This is a genomic window from Burkholderia sp. Bp8994 (assembly GCF_003853805.1).
Lineage (GTDB): Bacteria > Pseudomonadota > Gammaproteobacteria > Burkholderiales > Burkholderiaceae > Burkholderia.
The window spans coordinates 37520-53516 of sequence record NZ_QTQH01000021.1; the positions used below are offsets into that span (position 1 = coordinate 37520).

Consider the following 15997-nt stretch of genomic DNA (forward strand, 5'->3'; position numbering starts at 1 on the left):
CCCGCGGCCGGTCATTTCAGTTCGGCGGCGAAATCTTCTTCCCAGTATTCGCCGGGCATCCGCGTGGTCGCATCGTCGCCGCGCTCGATCTCGCGGCGGCGCAGCTCGACGCGGCGGATCTTCCCCGAGATGGTCTTCGGCAGCTCCGCGAACTGCAGGCGGCGAATGCGCTTGTACGGCGCGAGCTTCTCGCGCGAGAAGCGGAAGATCTCCAGCGCGAGCGCGGGGCTCTCCTCGTAGCCCTGGCGCAGCGTGATGAAAGTCTTCGGCACCGACAGCCGCAGCGGGTCCGGGCTCGGCACGACGGCCGCTTCCGCGATCGCCGGATGCTCGATCAGCACGCTTTCCAGTTCGAACGGGCTCAGCCGGTAGTCGGACGACTTGAACACGTCGTCCGCGCGGCCGATGTACACGTAGTAGCCGTCGTCGCCGCGCATCGCGATGTCCGACGTGCGGTAATGGCCGTCGCGCATCGCGTGGGCAGTCGCGTCGGGATTGTTCGCATAGCCGGTCATCAGGCCGACCGGGCGCGTCACGCCGGCGCCGATCGGCAGCGCGACCTCGCCTTCGGTCACCGGCGCGCCGTCCGGGTCGAGCAGCGCGATCCGGTAGCCGGGCAGCGGCCGCCCCATCGAGCCCGCGACGACCGGCTGGCCCGGCGTGTTGCCGATCAGGCAGGTCGTCTCGGTCTGGCCGTAGCCGTCGCGAATCGTGATGCCCCACGCCTTCTTCACGCGCTCGATGATCTCGGGATTGAGCGGCTCGCCCGCGCCGACGATCTCGCGCAGCTTCACGTCGAACGACGCGAGCGGCTGCTGCACGAGCATGCGCCACACGGTCGGCGGCGCGCACAGCGTGGTCACCTGGTATTTGACGAGCGCATCGAGCACGACCTTCGGCTCGAAGCGCGCGTAGTTGAACGCGAACACGCACGCCTGCGCATTCCACGGCGCGAAGAAGCAGCTCCATGCATGCTTCGCCCAGCCCGGCGAGCTGATGTTCCAGTGGATGTCGCCCGGCTGCAGGCCGACCCAGTACATCGTCGACAGGTGCCCGACCGGATAGGTGCGATGCGTATGCTCGACGAGCTTCGGCTTCGACGTCGTGCCCGACGTGAAGTACAGCAGCATCGGATCGCTCGCGTGCGTGACGGCGTCCGGCTCGAACGCGGCGCTCGCCGCATAGCCGTCGTTCATCGCGAGCCAGCCCGCGCGCGGCGCGCCGGCGACGATCTTCTGCTTAAGGCTGAGATCGGCCTGTTCGAACTTCGCGGTTTCGTTCTCGTCGACGATCGCGTATTTCGCGCCGCCGATCTGCACGCGATCGCGCACGTCGTCGGCCGACAGCTGCGTGGTCGCGGGCAGCACGATCGCGCCGAGCTTCATCGCGGCGAGCATCGCGTCCCACAGCTCGACACGGTTCGGCAGCATCAGCAGGATCCGGTCGCCGCGCACGACGCCGATGCCGCGCAGCCAGTTCGCGATCCGCGACGAGCGCTCGGACATCTGCGCGAACGAATACGGGTCACCCGTGCCGGTTGCCGCGTCGACGATCCACAGCGCGGGCTTGTCGTTGCCGCGCGCCATCGGGTCGAAGTAGTCGAGCGCCCAGTTGAACGCATCGAGCACCGGCCATTCGAAATCGCGGTAAGCGGTTTCGTAGTCGGTGCGATGGCGCAGCAGAAAGTCGCGTGCGTCCAGGAATGCCTGTACCGTCATCGTGTCGTCTCCAGTCTCCATGCCCAGCGGTCAACCGGGCACGCGCTGCAGCGCATGCCCGGTTCCGTATCGCGCGGCGCACGGTCACGTCGTTGCGTGCCGCGTTTGCCGCGCTGCCCTCGTGCCCTGCCTGTTTGCCTGCCTGTATGTCTGGTTGTTTGCGTGGTTGTCGATGGAGCGCGCGTCGCGACTCAAAGCTGTCGCGCGATCACCATCCGCTGCACTTCGCTGGTGCCTTCGTAAATCTGCGTGATGCGCGCGTCGCGATAGTGACGCTCGACTTCGTAATCGACGAGGTAGCCGTAGCCGCCGTGGATCTGGATCGCGTCCGAGCACACGCGCTCGGCCATCTCGGACGCGAACAGCTTCGCCTGCGATGCTTCCGACAGGCACGGCAGACCGGCCGTGCGCAGCTTCGCCGCGTGATGCACGAGCAGGCGCGCCGCGTTGATCTGGGTGGCCATGTCGGCGAGCTTCTGCTGGATCGCCTGGTGCTCGGCGAGCGGCTTGCCGAACTGCACGCGCTCGCCCGCATAGCGGCGCGCCTTGTCGAATGCGGCGCGCGCGATGCCGAGCGCCTGCGCGGCGATGCCGATGCGCCCGCCTTCCAGGTTCGACAGCGCGATCTTCAGCCCTTCGCCGCGATTGCCGAGCAGGTTCTCTTCCGGAATCGCGCAGTTCTCGAACGTGATCGGGCACGTATCGGATGCGCGGATGCCCATCTTCTTCTCCGGCTTGCCGACGATGAAGCCCGGCGTGTCGGTCGGCACCAGGAACGCGGAAATGCCGCGCTTGCCGGCTTCCGGATCGGTCATGGCAAAAACGATCGCTACGCCGGCGCGCTGGCCGTTGGTCACGAACTGCTTCGCGCCGTTCAGCACCCACTTGCCGTCGCGCAGCTCCGCCCGCGTGCGCAGGTTGTGCGCCTCCGAGCCGGCCTGCGGCTCGGTCAGGCAGAACGCGCCGATGATGCGGCCCGCCGCCATCTCGGCCAGCCAGCGATCCTTCTGCGCGGGCGTGCCGAAGCCGAGGATCGGCCCGCAGCCGACCGAGTTGTGCACGCTCATCATCGTCGCGCAGGCGGCGTCGCCCGCCGCGATCTCTTCCATCGCCAGCGCATAGGCGACGTAATCCGTATACGCGCCGCCCAGCTCCTGCGGCACGATCATCCCGAGCAGGCCGAGTTCGCCGAGCTGCGCGACGACGGCGTCGGGCAAGTGCGCGTCGTGGTCCCACTGCGCGGCGTTCGGTGCCAGCACCTCGGTGGCAAAAGCGCGCGCGGCGTCGCGGATCATCCGCTGGTCTTCGGTGTAAAGCTCGTCCATGGCGCTGCTGTCTCCCGCGGCCGCGTACCGCGACCGACCTTTCGTTTCGATGCAACAAGTGTAGGCAAGCGCGCGCGACTGTTCGATGCTCGCGCCGCTCATTTACACTGAGCGTTTTTGCCATACCGGCGGCTTCGATGAAGCAGGAAGAGAAGGGAACCGTCGCGATCAGCCTCGTCGCCTACAGCGTCGCGCTCGCCACCCGGCGCGGCGTCGCGGCCGAGCCGCTGCTCGCGCAGGCCGGCATCGCGCCCGCGCTGCTCGCGCAGCCGCGCGCGCGGGTGTCGGCGCAGCAATACGGCGCGCTGTGGAACGCGATTGCGCGCGCGCTCGACGACGAGTTTTTCGGGCAGGATCGCCACCCGATGCGCAGCGGCAGCTTCATTGCGATGAGCCAGGCCGCGCTATCCGCGCAGGACGGGCTGCACGCGATGGCGCGCGCGGTGAATTTCATGCACTGCGTGCTCGACGACCTGCACGCGGAGCTCGACGCGAACCCGCAGCGCGTGCGGCTGCGCTTCGTGCACCGCAACAGCGCCGCGGCGCCCGCGATGTTTACGTACGCGACCTATTTCATCATCGTGTACGGGCTCACCTGCTGGCTGATCGGGCGACGCATCCCGGTGCTGCACGCGAGCTTCCGCTGCGACACGCCGCCGGCCGACCACGAATACCCGTCGATGCTGTGCGACGACATGCGCTTCAACCAGCCCGATTCGTATGTCGATTTCGATCCCGAATTCGCGACGCTGCCGGTCGTGCAGAACGCGAAGACGCTGAAGACCTTCCTGCGCAACGCGCCGGCCAGCTTCATCGTCAAGTACCGCAACCCGAACGCGCTCGCGCAGCGCGTGCGCACGGTGCTGCGCGGGATGCCGCCCGCCGCGTGGCCCGGCGCCGGCGGGATGGCCGCGCGGCTGCATGTGGCCGAAGCGACGCTGCGCCGCAAGCTGCACCAGGAAGGCCACGCGTACCAGTCGATCAAGGACACGCTGCGGCGCGACCTCGCGTTCGAGGCGCTGGCCGATCCGGCGCGAACCATCGCCGACGTCGCGGCCGCCGCCGGTTTCGCGGAACCGAGCGCGTTCTACCGCGCGTTTCGCAAATGGAGCGGGCGCAGCCCGGCCGAGTACCGGGAAGAAGCGCTCGCGCGGGGCGGCGGCACTGGCTGAGTGCGCGGCCGGCGGCACCGCCTTCGCGCTTTCCGCCGAAACCGCCTAATCTTCAAATATCGGGCCAACGCCCTTTCCGCGAGCCGGACGGCGTGCGGCCGCGCGCCGCCCGGACGCCCCGATGCACATTCACCGTCATGGGCCGCCGCCGGCACCTGCATCGCCCGGCGCCCGCCCCCGTCACCCGCTGTCCGCGCGGGTCGCGCGCGCCGCGCTGTTCGCGGCGCTGCTCGTCGTGTGCGCGGCGGTTGCCGCGCCGCCCCCCGCTACCCAGCCCGTCGCCGCGCCGCCTGTCGTCGTGATTCCGGTCAACGGCGCGATCGGGCCGGCCAGCGCCGACTTCATCGTCCGCTCGCTCGACCGCGCGGCGCGCGAGCACGCGCCGCTCGCGATCCTGCAACTCGATACGCCCGGCGGGCTCGACACGTCGATGCGGCTGATCATCAAGGCGATCCTCGGCTCGCCGGTGCCGGTCGCCGCGTTCGTCGCGCCGGGTGGCGCACGGGCCGCGAGCGCCGGTACCTATATCGTCTACGCGAGCCACATTGCCGCGATGGCGCCCGGCACCAATCTCGGCGCGGCATCGCCGGTGCAGTTCGGCATCGGCGGCGGCGCGCCGGGAGCGCCGGGAGCGCCTGGGGCGCCAGGTGCGACGAAGCCGTCGCCGGCCGGCGCATCGGGCGCGTCCGGCGCATCCGCGACACCGGCCGAGTTGCCGAACGACACGCAGTCGACCGAGATCCGCAAGGCGACCCAGGATGCCGCCGCGTACATCCGCGGCCTCGCGCAGTTGCGCGGACGCAATGCCGCGTGGGCCGAGCGCGCGGTGCGCGAGGCGTTGAGCCTGTCGGCAACGGAGGCGCGCGCGCAGCATGTCGTCGACCTGGTCGCGCAGGACCCGGCCGACCTCGCGCGCCAGCTCGACGGCCGCACCGTGACGACGACCGCCGGCACGCTGCACCTCGCGACCGCGCATGCGCCGCTCGTCGTGCTGGCGCCCGACTGGCGCAGCCGCTTCCTGTCGATCATCACCGATCCGAACGTCGCGCTGATCCTGCTGACGATCGGCATCTACGGGCTGTTCTTCGAGTTCGCGAATCCCGGCTTCGTGCTGCCGGGCGTCGCCGGCACCATCTGCCTGCTGATCGGGCTGTTCGCGATGCAGTTGCTGCCGGTCAGCTATGCGGGCCTCGGGCTCGTGCTGCTCGGGCTCGGCTGCCTCGTCGCCGAGGCGTTCCTGCCGACCTTCGGCGTGCTCGGTTTCGGCGGGATCGTCGCCTTCACGATCGGCGCGCTGATGCTGATCGATACCGACGTGCCCGGCTACGGCATTCCGTGGCCGGTGATCGTGGGCCTCGCGGCCGGTGGCGGGCTGCTCGTCGCCGTCGTATCGAGCGTCGCGCTGCGCGCGCGGCGGCGGCCGGTGGTGACGGGCGCCGAGGCGATGGTCGGCAGCATCGGCGAAGTGCTCGACGACGGCCTGCACGCCGACCAGCCGCAGGGCGCGGCCGGCGCCGCACCGTCGGCGGCGGGCTGGGCGCGCGTGCACGGCGAGCGCTGGCGCGTCGCGAGCAGCACGCCGCTGGCCGCCGGTTGCCGCGTGCGCGTGACCGGCCGCCACGGGCTGACGCTCACCGTCGCGCCGCTCTACGACGTGCCGGTACACGAACAACAACACCAGGGAGCACCGTCATGATGGGCTACACGTTTGGCTTCAGCAGCGTCCTGATCGTCTTCATCGTGGTGCTCGTCGCATCGTCGATCCGCATCTTCCGCGAGTACGAGCGCGGCGTCGTCTTCATGCTCGGCCGGTTCTGGAAGGTGAAGGGGCCGGGGCTCGTGCTGATCATCCCGATCGTCCAGCAGGTCGTGCGGATCGACCTGCGCACCGTCGTGTTCGACGTGCCCGCGCAGGACGTGATCACGCGCGACAACGTGTCGGTGAAGGTCAATGCGGTCGTGTATTTCCGCGTCGTCGATCCGGAGAAGGCCGTGATCCAGGTCGCGCGCTTCTTCGAGGCGACGAGCCAGCTCGCGCAGACGACGCTGCGCGCGGTGCTCGGCAAGCACGAGCTCGACGCGTTGCTCGCCGAACGCGAGCAGTTGAATGCCGACATCCAGAAGACGCTCGACGCGCAGACCGATGCGTGGGGCATCAAGGTGTCGACGGTCGAGATCAAGCACGTCGACCTGAACGAGACGATGATCCGCGCGATCGCGCGGCAGGCCGAGGCCGAACGCGAGCGGCGCGCGAAGGTGATCCATGCGGAAGGCGAACTGCAGGCGTCGGAAAAGCTGCTGCAGGCCGCGCAGCGGCTCGCACTTCAGCCGCAGGCGATGCAGCTGCGCTACCTGCAGACACTGACGACGATCGCGGCGGACAAGAATTCGACGATCGTGTTTCCGCTGCCGGTGGATCTGCTGGGGGCGTTGCTGGAGCGATTGAGGCCGCCGCGCGAGTCGTGAGACGCGCGGGCGCCGGCATGCACGACGCCGCGGCCGATGCCGATGCCGATGCCGACGCCAACGCTCGGGCGCGGGGCCGCGGCGGCCGGTAGCCGGTAGCCGGTTGCCGGTTGCCGGTTGCCGGTTGCCGGTTGCCGGTTGCCGGTTGCCCGTTGCCCGACCCGCGCCCGGCCCGCGTCAGGCCAGCAGCTTGCGGTCGGTCTTGCCGTACTTGATCGACTTCTCGTCCGGGATCATCAGCCCCGTGTGCTCGTCGCGCCCCTGCAGCAGGAAGCGCGCGTCCGGCTTGCCGATCTGCTCCGCCGCGAGCTTGCTGTCCGCGCCGATCTCGCCCTTCTTCATCCGGTTCACGATCACGCCAGCCGCGGTGTCCTTGAAGTCGCGCAGCATCCATGCGTCGCCGTCGCTGTCGCCGAACACCAGCAGCGGGCCGTAACCCTTCTTCGACGCGAGGACGTTGCGGATGCCCACCGTCTTGCCGGGCCCCCAGTTGAAATGCCAGCCGGCCGGATAGGTGCTCGTGTACTTGCCGTCCTGCATGTCGAGACGCAGGCCGATCACGTTCTCGGGCGGCACGCCGTAACCATAGTTCGGATTGCCGGCGAATACGCGCACGACATCGTCGAGCGACGCGGTGCTCACGTACACGTCGATGCCGTTCGCACGCAGCGTATGCATCACCGCGCGGATTTCCTCGTGAATGCGGATGCCGTGGAAATGCGTGTCGGCCACCACGCCGGCCTTGCCCGGCAGCGCTTTCGGGCTTTCGTAGCGGACCTTGCGCAGCGCGTCGCCGATCCCGTAGTTGTTCGACGCTTCCGCCATCGCCTGCAGCTCGGCGGTCGTCATGTTCTTGTAGAAATAGATGATCCACTTGTAGCCGACTTCGAGCGGATGCGTATCGCAGATCGCGTCGTACATGAAGTACAGCTTCGCGCGAAAATCCTTGAACTGGTCGGTCTCGCGAATCTCGTCGAGGCTCTTGTCGCCGCCGAAACCCTTGTAGTTCGCGTAGAGCCAGCGGTAGTCGGACTCGACGTCGGCGGCGAGATCCTCCATCGTCACCGGCTTGCCGTCGACGGTCGTATAGTCCTTCATGAACGCGCCCTTCGGCACGTCCTTCCACATCACGCCGACGAACTCGTCCGGCGTCAGCTTGTACTGCAGATGGTTGATCTGGTACATCAGCAACGCTTCTTCGCAGTCGTTCATGATGCACGTGTTGTCCCAGTCGAACACCGCATACGGGCGGCGCTTCCCGTCGTAGCGCGCGCTCGCGACGCCGTGCTGGTCGAGCACCGCCTGCAGGCGCGCGGCGTTGAACGGCGACCAGCGGCCCGGGTCCAGCGCGTCCGGCGCGGTCGCGCTCTTCGCGCCGGCCATGCCGGCCTTGAGCATCAGCGGCGTCGCAGCGGTCGCCGCGGCCAGGGTGTTCATGAACTTGCGGCGTTGCATGGTCTGTCTCCACAGGAAGGTCGAATCGGCTTCGGTCGCTGCCCCCGCGCGACGCGCGGCACACCGGCCCCGCGAAGCCGCGAAGGCTTCGAATCGGGGGCGAATGATGTGACGAAATTATTTCGGCAATTTGACAGCGTCGCGCCGCGACACGACAGGGAGTTGATCCAGCGCGACATGCCAGGCCCGCGCCGCGGCCTCGCGTGGCGCTCCCCGGCCGGCTGCCCCGCTCGGGATGCGTGCGCAGCGACGGCCATCCGCCCCGACCGCCGCAAACCTAGAGCTTCCCCTCCATTTCGGCCTTCATTAGGAGAAATCCTCACCTCCGCGCCACGTCGAACCCGCTATGATCTTTACATCGATCAATGACACATTAAATGCTGACTGAATAACCCGCCGCCGGATCACCGGCGGATGCATTCCGGTTCAGCGCCCCAGCCTTGCACCGGACCCGCGTCGCGCCGACGCGCAAACGCGGGCCGACACATGGAGACGCATCATGACCGCCCACCATCCGCTGCCGGAAGTCCACCTCGACGAGCTGCCGCAATTCCGCGCGGTCCAGCAGCTTGCGTACCGCTGCGTCGAGACCGTCGGCGCGATGCTCTACCCCGGCATCACCGAGAAGGAAGCCGCGCGCCTGCTGACCGAATGGCTGCAGGACAACGGCGTGCACGACTGGCTGCACAAGCCGTTCGCGTGGTTCGGCGACCGCACCGCGTTCCAGGGCTTCTCGGGCCTGAAGCACATGGGCGGCTTCAACCTCGCGTTCTTCCCGAGCAACCGCCAGCTCGAAACCGACATGCCGGTGATCCTCGACGTCGCGCCCGTGCTCGACGGGATCGTCGCGGACGTCGGCTACGCGCACTGCCTCGGCCACAACCCGATCCTCGAACAGCTGCAGGACGACCTGATGGACCATCGCGACCTGATCGTGCAGCTCGTGAAGGCGCGCCGCCCGATGGCCGAGGTCGCGCAGGCGGTCGACGCGCTGTGCCGTCGCCAGGGCGTCGAGCCGCGCCACAAGGCCTATCCGTTCAAGGTGCTCGCGCATCGCGTCGCGAAGATCCACAAGCTGTCGAAGCCGCGCTTCGTCGCGCGCTTCGGGCTGAACGCGACGCGCAACCTGCTGCTCGACCAGGGCCGCGCGGCGAAGCAGCAGGGCTGGTCGCCGCTGTGGTCGATCGACCGCCGCTCCGAGCATGCGCCCGTGCCGGGCCTGTGGGCCGTGGAGCCGCATCTCGGCTTCGCCGGCGTCGGCGCGAAATTCGAGGAGCTGCTGGTGATCACCGACGACGACGCGTACTGGCTCGACGACGACCTGCCGCACGTGCGCCGCTGGCAGCGCCGCCAGGCCGAACGCGCGCCGGCCGTCGCGACCGTGCAGGCCGCCGCCTGACACGCACGCATTGCGCCTTCCTCCCGAATCCCTGAACGACGGACTCACGATGCAGCCTCTTTCCGACGAAGCGCCGCTGGCCCTGTTCGAATCGGTCCACAGCGAAACGGCCGTCGCCTCCGGCGACCTGACGCTCGCGGTGCGAACCTGGGGCGACCCGGCCCGCTCGCCGGTCGTGCTCGTGCACGGCTACCCCGACGACAGCAGCGTCTGGCAGCAGGTCGCGCCGCTGCTCGCGCGCAGGCACTACGTGATCGCCTACGACGTGCGCGGCGCGGGCCTGTCCGGCGTGCCGAAGCGCACGGCCGACTATCACCTCGCGAAGCTGACCGACGACTTCGTCGCGGTGATCGACGCGCTCTGCCCCGGCCGCGCGGTGCACCTGATCGCGCACGACTGGGGTTCGATCCAGGGCTGGGAGTTCGTCACCGATCCGCGGCTTGCGGGCCGCATCGTGTCGTACACGTCGTGCTCAGGGCCGTGCCTCGACCACGTCGGCTTCTGGCTGCGCGAACGCGTGCTGCACCCGACGCCCGCATCGCTCGGCAAACTCGGCGGCCAGCTCGTGCGCTCGTGGTACGTGTACCTGTTCCACCTGCCGTTCGTCCCTGAACTCGGCTGGCGACTGTGGCTCGGCCGCGCGTGGCCGGGCCTGTTGCGCCGGGTCGAGAAGACGCCTGCCACGCCGCGCCCGACGCAGGCCGACGACGGCGCGCGCGGCGTGCGCCTCTATCGCGCGAACTTCATCCGCTGCCTGTTCGCGCCGCGCGAGCGCTACGCACATGCACCGGTGCAGACGATCGTGCCGCTCGGCGACAAATACGTGAGCCCGGCGCTGTCCGAGAACCTGTCGCGCTGGGTGCCGCAGTACTACCGCCGTGAAGTCGCGGCCGGCCACTGGCTGCCGCTCGCCGATCCCGCGCGCTTCGCGGGCCTCGCCGAGCAGCTGATCGACGCGGTCGAATCGGGCGAGGAACCGCCCGCGCTCGCGAACGCACGCCGCCGCGCGACCAGCGGCCGGTTCAGCGGCAAGGTCGCGGTCGTCACCGGCGCGGGCAGCGGCATCGGCCGCTGCGCGGCGCTCGCGTTCGCCCGCGAAGGCGCGACCGTCGTCGCGTGCGACATCGATCTCGCGAGCGCCGAGCGCACCGCGCTGCTGCTCGGGCTGACCGGCGCGCAGGCATACGCGAAACGCGTGGACGTCGGCGCCGCCGAGGAGATGGAATCGCTCGCGGCATGGGTCGGCAGCGAACTCGGCGGCGCGGACATCGTGATCAACAACGCGGGCATCGGCATGGCCGGCGGCATCCTCGACACGAGCGAGCGGCACTGGGAGCGCATCCTGCACGTGAACCTGTGGGGCGTGATCCACGGCTCGCGGCTGTTCGCGCAGCAGATGGCCGCGCGCGGCGCGGGCGGCCACATCGTCAACACCGCGTCGGCCGCCGCGTTCGGGCCGTCGCGCGACCTGCCCGCGTACGCGACGACGAAGGCCGCCGTGCTGATGCTCAGCGAATGCATGCGCGCGGAACTCGCGGAAAAAGGCATCGGCGTGACGGCCGTGTGCCCGGGCTTCGCGGAAACCGGAATCATGGCGTCGACGCAATACGCGGGCGCCAACGCACAGGACGAAGCGCGGCTGCGCAAGCGCGCGACGAAGCTGTACCAGATGCGCGGCCTGAAGCCGGAAACCGTCGCGCAGGCGATGGTCGACGGCGTGCTGCGCAACCGGCCGGTCGTGGCGGTGGGCACCGAGGCGCACGCGCTGCGCTTCGTCGGCCGCTTCATGCCGTGGCTCGGCCGGATGCTCGCCCGCATCAGCATGGCATCGCATTGACGGCGCAGCGCGCCGCACAGGAACGGAGACACAGATGACCGCTACCGCCGACTATCACAAGATCAAGGCCCGGCACGTGAAGTTCGACTTCAGCGACACGCCGATCACCTGGGTGCCGAACGACCCGGGCAGCACGCACATCATCAACACGCTGAACCTGCTGTTCCCGGAAGGCGAGCTGTGGTTCTGCCGCGTGTACAACAAGGCGCTGCCGCACATCACCGATGCGCGCCTGCGCGACGAAGCCGAAGGCTTCCTGCGCCAGGAAGCGGTGCATTCGCGCTCGCACGGCGGCGTGCTCAGGCATTATTACGACCGGCACGGGATCGACACGAAGCCGTTCACGCAGAAGCTGAACTGGCTGTTCACGCGCGTGCTGGGCGAAGCGCCGTTCGGGCTGAAGATCGGCCATACGCGCTTCTGGCTGCGGCAGCAACTCGCGGTGATCGCGTCGCTCGAGCATTTCTTCGGTTATCTGGGCAACTGGGTGCTCAACGCGCACGGGCTCGACGAAGGCCGTGCCGACCCGACGATGGTCGACCTGCTGCGCTGGCACGGCGCGGAGGAAGTCGAGCACCGGACCGTCGCGTTCGACATCTACAACCACATGGGCGGCAACTACCCGGAGCGCTGCCTGCACATGGCGTTCGTGATCGTGCTGCTGCTCTACTTCATCACGAGCGGCGCGAAGTTCATGTACCGGCGCGATCCGGCCGTGGGCCGCTATCCCGGTTTCGTGCTCGCGTGGTGGAAGGGTTCGCGGCGCGGGCACCTGCCTTCGTTCTGGAAAGTGATCGGCGCGGCGCTGCGCTATTTCAGGCCGGGCTATACGCCGCACCACGAAGGCTCGACCGAGCAGGCGCTCGCGTATCTGGCGCGCTCGCCGGCCGCGCAGGCGGCCGCGCACGGCGGCAACTGGGGCACGACGAAAGGCGCGTGACCGGGTTCGCCGGCGGGTTCGCGACGGTTTCGGCGGGGGCGTCCGCCGAAATGCGTACAATCGCGGCTTCATTTCCCGGAGGTGCCGCGATGGCCATGAAGAAAACCGATCTAGAAAAGAACAAGGCGCTCAAGCTGACGCACGCGATGAAGCAGTCGAGCTCCGCCCGTTTCGGCAAGGGCGCCGAGGACGCGGCGAAGCTCGATCGCCGCGCGCAGCGCAAGCTCGACCAGGAACAGGGCCTCGTGCCGTTCGCGTGCAAGCTCAACGCCGAACTCGTCGAACAGCTGAAGGCACGCGCCGCCACGCATCCGAACGGCATGACGGGCCTGCTGTCCGAACTGCTCGTCAACGGCCTCGCCCAGCGCGACGCGTGACGCGCCACGTTTCTCGAAAATAGTCGTTGACAACGCCGTACGACATCGACAAACTCGTTCGCATGCCTACGTTCAAGCTCATCGCCATCGCGAATCATTGCCCGGTGAACATTCGAAAGAATGGATCACGGGAGGCGCTTGTGCGTTAGCATCCGAGCAGTACCGCATGTCACACGAGGCCTCACCGGAAACGGATGAGGCCTTTTTGTTCTGGTGCGCGTCATCCATCCGGCTCAACGAATGGAGAAGACGATGGACCAGGCAAGCCCGTTGTTCGACCGTCCCGATTCGCGCCGCGCCGGCGCGATCGCGTTACCGACCGTCGTGATCCGATTCGCGGTTGCGCCGCGCACGACGCTGACCTGGCGCGCGCCGGGCGATGCGGAAATTCGTGCGCACGGTGCACCGCTGTGGATCACGCGGCCGCCGAGCGTCGACGACTACTGGGTGCAACCCGGCGACGTGCTGCGCATCGCGCGCGGCGATCGCATCTGGCTCGGCACCAATGACGACCGGCCGGCCGAAGCGTCGATCACGACGGCGTACGTGCGGCGCGGCGAACGGCTGAGACGCACGCTCGCGCGAATGCAACGTTTGCTCGCCGGACGATGGCGAAGACGGGATTGACGATGCGCGATTCCGTCGCGCGACGGGACACCGGAACGCGCGGAATCAACGCATCCGGAAACGGACGCACCCGCGGCGCCATGCGTCGCGGGTGCGCATCGAATGACGCGGCACGCGCGTGCGTGCCGCGAGCGATCGCGCGCCGTGCGCAACCCTTGCATGCATCGCGTGCATCAGGTGCTGGCGGCGAGACGCGGGCCCGTGCTGCGGGGAGTGGCATCGAGGTCGGGGCGTTGCGCCGCCTGCGAGGTCACCCACGGGTCGATGCCTTGCTTTTGCACCTCCTCGAGAAATGACACCCGCGTACGCCAGTAATCCGCCTGTAATTTCGCATCGATGACGCGCTGTTCGGCTGCGAACAGTTCCATGCGCGCCGTCACGAGCATCGACGCAGCGGTTTTTTCCGGCGTGGGGGCGTGCCGCATCGCCCAACGGCTGATCCAGTTCAACATGCTCACCTCCGGGATGACGGACGAACCCGCATCGGGCAATCGCAACCGGTCGCGCCTGCCCGAATGCGCAACGACCGTCACCGCACTTCACCGCCTGCCCTGCACGGACTGCGACTCCCCCGCGTCGGCAACGACTGGCCGGCGTGTGTGCGCGGTGTATCTATCCTAGAAAGACTTGCCGGTTAACGCGATGACGTCTTGCAATCTTTTACACAGAAACCACAGTCGCGCCCGCGTCGCGAAATGACAGTTGCGGACGGAACGGGTTCGGCGCAGGATAGCCCGATATCTGCAACCGCCTGGACTGATGAATGGCCGCTGCACGCCGCTGCGCACCCGCGCCGGTCATGCCGCGCGCGTTCGCGCATGCATTGCGACCGTCCTGCGTTCGGCCAGCATGCGGGTGCGCGATTGCAGTCGCATGTCATCGCATGTCATCGCGCGGCGGCCGCGCGCCGCATGCCGGTCATGTCGTTGCGCCCGCATCGGCCGGCCCGGCCCGCCGCCCCTCATCGAATCGTTTCCATCGTTTCTACCTGCCCGCCTCGTCCGAACCGGTAAAATGCGCGCCTTCCTCGCGCGGCCGGCCTGTCCGACCGTTCGCGCGAACGCGGCCGATCGTGCCCCGCAACTATATCGTCCGAGCTATCCGCGCTATTACAATCCGCCGATAGCGCGGCAATAGTGGCTGGTTACAGTAGGCCGGCCTCGCGCTGCCTTACAACAATTCGGCACGAACAACAAGCAACACGACAACCCGACCGGAGAAAACGCCTTCATGGAATCCATCAAGCGGTATTTCGGCTTCGCTGAAGCCGGCACCGACTTCCGCACCGAAATACTCGCGGGCGTCACCACGTTCCTGACGATGGCCTACATCATCTTCGTCAACCCCGCGATCCTCGGCGATGCCGGCATGCCGAAGGAATCCGTGTTCGTCGCGACCTGCCTCGTCGCGGCGCTGGCATCGATCATCATGGGGCTGTACGCGAACTATCCGATCGCCTGCGCGCCCGGCATGGGCCTGAACGCGTATTTCGCGTATACGGTCGTCAAGGGAATGGGCTTCACGTGGCAGGCCGCGCTCGGCGCGGTGTTCATCTCCGGCTGCCTGTTCCTGCTCGTCACGCTGTTCCGCGTGCGCGAGGCGATCGTCAACGGCATTCCGAAATCGCTGCGCATCTCGATCACCGCCGGCATCGGCCTGTTCCTCGGCATCATCTCGCTGAAGACCTCGGGCGTGATCGTCGGCAGCCCGGCCACGCTCGTCACGCTCGGCGACCTGCACAAGCCCACGACGATCCTCGCGATCATCGGCTTCTTCACGATCGTCACGCTCGACCACCTGCGCGTGCGCGGCGCGATCCTGATCGGCATCATCGGTGTCACCGTCCTGTCGTTCTTCTTCGGCGGCAACCAGTTCCACGGCGTGTTCTCCGCGCCGCCGTCGATCGACGCGACGCTGTTCAAGCTCGACATCGGCGCCGCGCTGTCGACCGGCATCATCAACGTGATCCTCGTATTCTTCCTCGTGGAGTTGTTCGATGCGACCGGCACGCTGATGGGCGTCGCGAACCGCGCGGGCCTGCTCGTCGAAGGCAAGATGAACCGCTTGAACAAGGCGCTGCTCGCCGACAGCACCGCGATCGTCGCGGGCTCGGTGCTCGGCACGTCGTCGACCACCGCCTATATCGAAAGCGCATCGGGCGTGCAGGCCGGCGGCCGCACCGGCGTGACGGCGATCACCGTCGCCGTGCTGTTCCTCGCGTGCCTGTTCATCGCGCCGCTCGCCGGGGTCGTGCCGGGCTACGCAACGGCACCGGCACTGCTGTACGTGTCGTGCCTGATGCTGCGCGAGATGGTCGACGTGCCGTGGGACGACGCGACCGAAGCCGTGCCGGCCGCGCTGACCGCGCTGCTGATGCCGTTCACGTACTCGATCGCGAACGGCGTCGCGTTCGGCTTCATCGCGTACGGCGGCCTGAAGCTGCTGACGGGCCAGGCCCGCACGGTCAAGCCGATCGTGTGGATCATCGCGGCCGTGTTCCTGTTCCGCTTCTTCTATCTCGGCAGCGAGTGACGCACGCGCCCCGGTGCGTGGCATGATCAAAAGACGCCACCTTCACGTGTAGTGCCGCCCGGTTCCTGTCGCGGAACCGAACGGCATGACGAGAAGGACGGCCCCTGACGACCCGGTCGCATTTGCGGCCGGGTCGTTTCACATGGGCG

13 protein-coding genes are annotated in these 15997 nt (G+C 68.2%); 9 read left to right on the forward strand and 4 right to left on the reverse strand.

Features of this window, described 5'->3' with window-relative positions:
- Positions 1–11: 11 nt before the first annotated feature.
- Positions 12–1718, reverse strand: coding sequence for an AMP-binding protein (locus DIE04_RS22620; protein ID WP_124523273.1), 1707 nt, complete (start codon positions 1716–1718; stop codon positions 12–14).
- 191 nt (positions 1719–1909) lie between these two features.
- Complete coding sequence (locus tag DIE04_RS22625; protein ID WP_044846910.1) at positions 1910–3043, reverse strand: acyl-CoA dehydrogenase family protein; 1134 nt, start codon at positions 3041–3043, stop codon at positions 1910–1912.
- A 137-nt stretch (positions 3044–3180) separates the two neighbouring features.
- Here DIE04_RS22625 and DIE04_RS22630 point away from each other — a divergent pair, with 137 nt between their 5' ends.
- From DIE04_RS22630 to DIE04_RS22640, 3 genes are all read left to right on the forward strand, one after another.
- On the forward strand, positions 3181–4215 hold the full coding sequence (locus DIE04_RS22630; protein ID WP_124523275.1) for an AraC family transcriptional regulator: 1035 nt from the start codon (positions 3181–3183) through the stop codon (positions 4213–4215).
- A gap of 121 nt (positions 4216–4336) precedes the next feature.
- Entirely contained in the window at positions 4337–5911 is a 1575-nt protein-coding gene (locus DIE04_RS22635; protein WP_124523277.1) for a nodulation protein NfeD, read from the forward strand.
- On the forward strand, positions 5908–6681 hold the full coding sequence (locus DIE04_RS22640; protein ID WP_124523279.1) for a slipin family protein: 774 nt from the start codon (positions 5908–5910) through the stop codon (positions 6679–6681). Before DIE04_RS22635 ends, DIE04_RS22640 begins: the two co-directional genes overlap by 4 nt.
- 177 nt (positions 6682–6858) lie before the next feature.
- Here DIE04_RS22640 and DIE04_RS22645 read toward each other — a convergent pair whose 3' ends face one another.
- On the reverse strand, positions 6859–8136 hold the full coding sequence (locus DIE04_RS22645) for a haloacid dehalogenase-like hydrolase (RefSeq protein WP_044846880.1): 1278 nt from the start codon (positions 8134–8136) through the stop codon (positions 6859–6861).
- A 499-nt stretch (positions 8137–8635) separates the two neighbouring features.
- On the opposite strand from DIE04_RS22645, the gene DIE04_RS22650 reads away from it, so the two are divergent.
- The 5 genes from DIE04_RS22650 to DIE04_RS22670 all read left to right on the forward strand — a co-directional run bounded on the left by DIE04_RS22650 (position 8636) and on the right by DIE04_RS22670 (position 13316).
- On the forward strand, positions 8636–9535 hold the full coding sequence (locus DIE04_RS22650) for a M24 family metallopeptidase (RefSeq protein ID WP_044846879.1): 900 nt from the start codon (positions 8636–8638) through the stop codon (positions 9533–9535).
- Positions 9536–9584: 49 nt separating this feature from the next.
- Positions 9585–11372, forward strand: coding sequence for an SDR family oxidoreductase (locus DIE04_RS22655; protein ID WP_124523280.1), 1788 nt, complete (start codon positions 9585–9587; stop codon positions 11370–11372).
- A gap of 34 nt (positions 11373–11406) precedes the next feature.
- Entirely contained in the window at positions 11407–12312 is a 906-nt protein-coding gene (locus DIE04_RS22660) for a metal-dependent hydrolase (protein WP_124523281.1), read from the forward strand.
- An 89-nt stretch (positions 12313–12401) separates the two neighbouring features.
- On the forward strand, positions 12402–12689 hold the full coding sequence (locus DIE04_RS22665; RefSeq protein ID WP_044846876.1) for a hypothetical protein: 288 nt from the start codon (positions 12402–12404) through the stop codon (positions 12687–12689).
- Between the two features lie 252 nt (positions 12690–12941).
- Positions 12942–13316, forward strand: a complete 375-nt coding sequence (locus DIE04_RS22670; RefSeq protein WP_124523283.1) for a DUF2917 domain-containing protein — start codon at positions 12942–12944, stop codon at positions 13314–13316.
- A gap of 173 nt (positions 13317–13489) precedes the next feature.
- Here DIE04_RS22670 and DIE04_RS22675 read toward each other — a convergent pair whose 3' ends face one another.
- On the reverse strand, positions 13490–13768 hold the full coding sequence (locus tag DIE04_RS22675) for a hypothetical protein (RefSeq protein ID WP_027807295.1): 279 nt from the start codon (positions 13766–13768) through the stop codon (positions 13490–13492).
- Positions 13769–14546: 778 nt separating this feature from the next.
- Here DIE04_RS22675 and DIE04_RS22680 point away from each other — a divergent pair.
- Positions 14547–15848, forward strand: a complete 1302-nt coding sequence (locus DIE04_RS22680; RefSeq protein ID WP_044846874.1) for an NCS2 family permease — start codon at positions 14547–14549, stop codon at positions 15846–15848.
- Positions 15849–15997: the final 149 nt, after the last annotated feature.

Bases quoted from the DNA above. Each gene is read 5' to 3' on its own strand.
- DIE04_RS22665 (WP_044846876.1), top strand. From the start codon at position 12,402: ATGGCCATGAAGAAAACCGATCTAGAAAAGAACAAGGCGCTCAAGCTG.
- DIE04_RS22670 (WP_124523283.1), top strand. From the start codon at position 12,942: ATGGACCAGGCAAGCCCGTTGTTCGACCGTCCCGATTCGCGCCGCGCC.
- DIE04_RS22660 (WP_124523281.1), top strand. From the start codon at position 11,407: ATGACCGCTACCGCCGACTATCACAAGATCAAGGCCCGGCACGTGAAG.
- DIE04_RS22635 (WP_124523277.1), top strand. From the start codon at position 4,337: ATGCACATTCACCGTCATGGGCCGCCGCCGGCACCTGCATCGCCCGGC.
- DIE04_RS22630 (WP_124523275.1), top strand. From the start codon at position 3,181: ATGAAGCAGGAAGAGAAGGGAACCGTCGCGATCAGCCTCGTCGCCTAC.
- DIE04_RS22625 (WP_044846910.1), bottom strand. From the start codon at position 3,043: ATGGACGAGCTTTACACCGAAGACCAGCGGATGATCCGCGACGCCGCG.
- DIE04_RS22675 (WP_027807295.1), bottom strand. From the start codon at position 13,768: ATGTTGAACTGGATCAGCCGTTGGGCGATGCGGCACGCCCCCACGCCG.
- DIE04_RS22655 (WP_124523280.1), top strand. From the start codon at position 9,585: ATGCAGCCTCTTTCCGACGAAGCGCCGCTGGCCCTGTTCGAATCGGTC.
- DIE04_RS22645 (WP_044846880.1), bottom strand. From the start codon at position 8,136: ATGCAACGCCGCAAGTTCATGAACACCCTGGCCGCGGCGACCGCTGCG.
- DIE04_RS22620 (WP_124523273.1), bottom strand. From the start codon at position 1,718: ATGACGGTACAGGCATTCCTGGACGCACGCGACTTTCTGCTGCGCCAT.
- DIE04_RS22680 (WP_044846874.1), top strand. From the start codon at position 14,547: ATGGAATCCATCAAGCGGTATTTCGGCTTCGCTGAAGCCGGCACCGAC.
- DIE04_RS22650 (WP_044846879.1), top strand. From the start codon at position 8,636: ATGACCGCCCACCATCCGCTGCCGGAAGTCCACCTCGACGAGCTGCCG.
- DIE04_RS22640 (WP_124523279.1), top strand. From the start codon at position 5,908: ATGATGGGCTACACGTTTGGCTTCAGCAGCGTCCTGATCGTCTTCATC.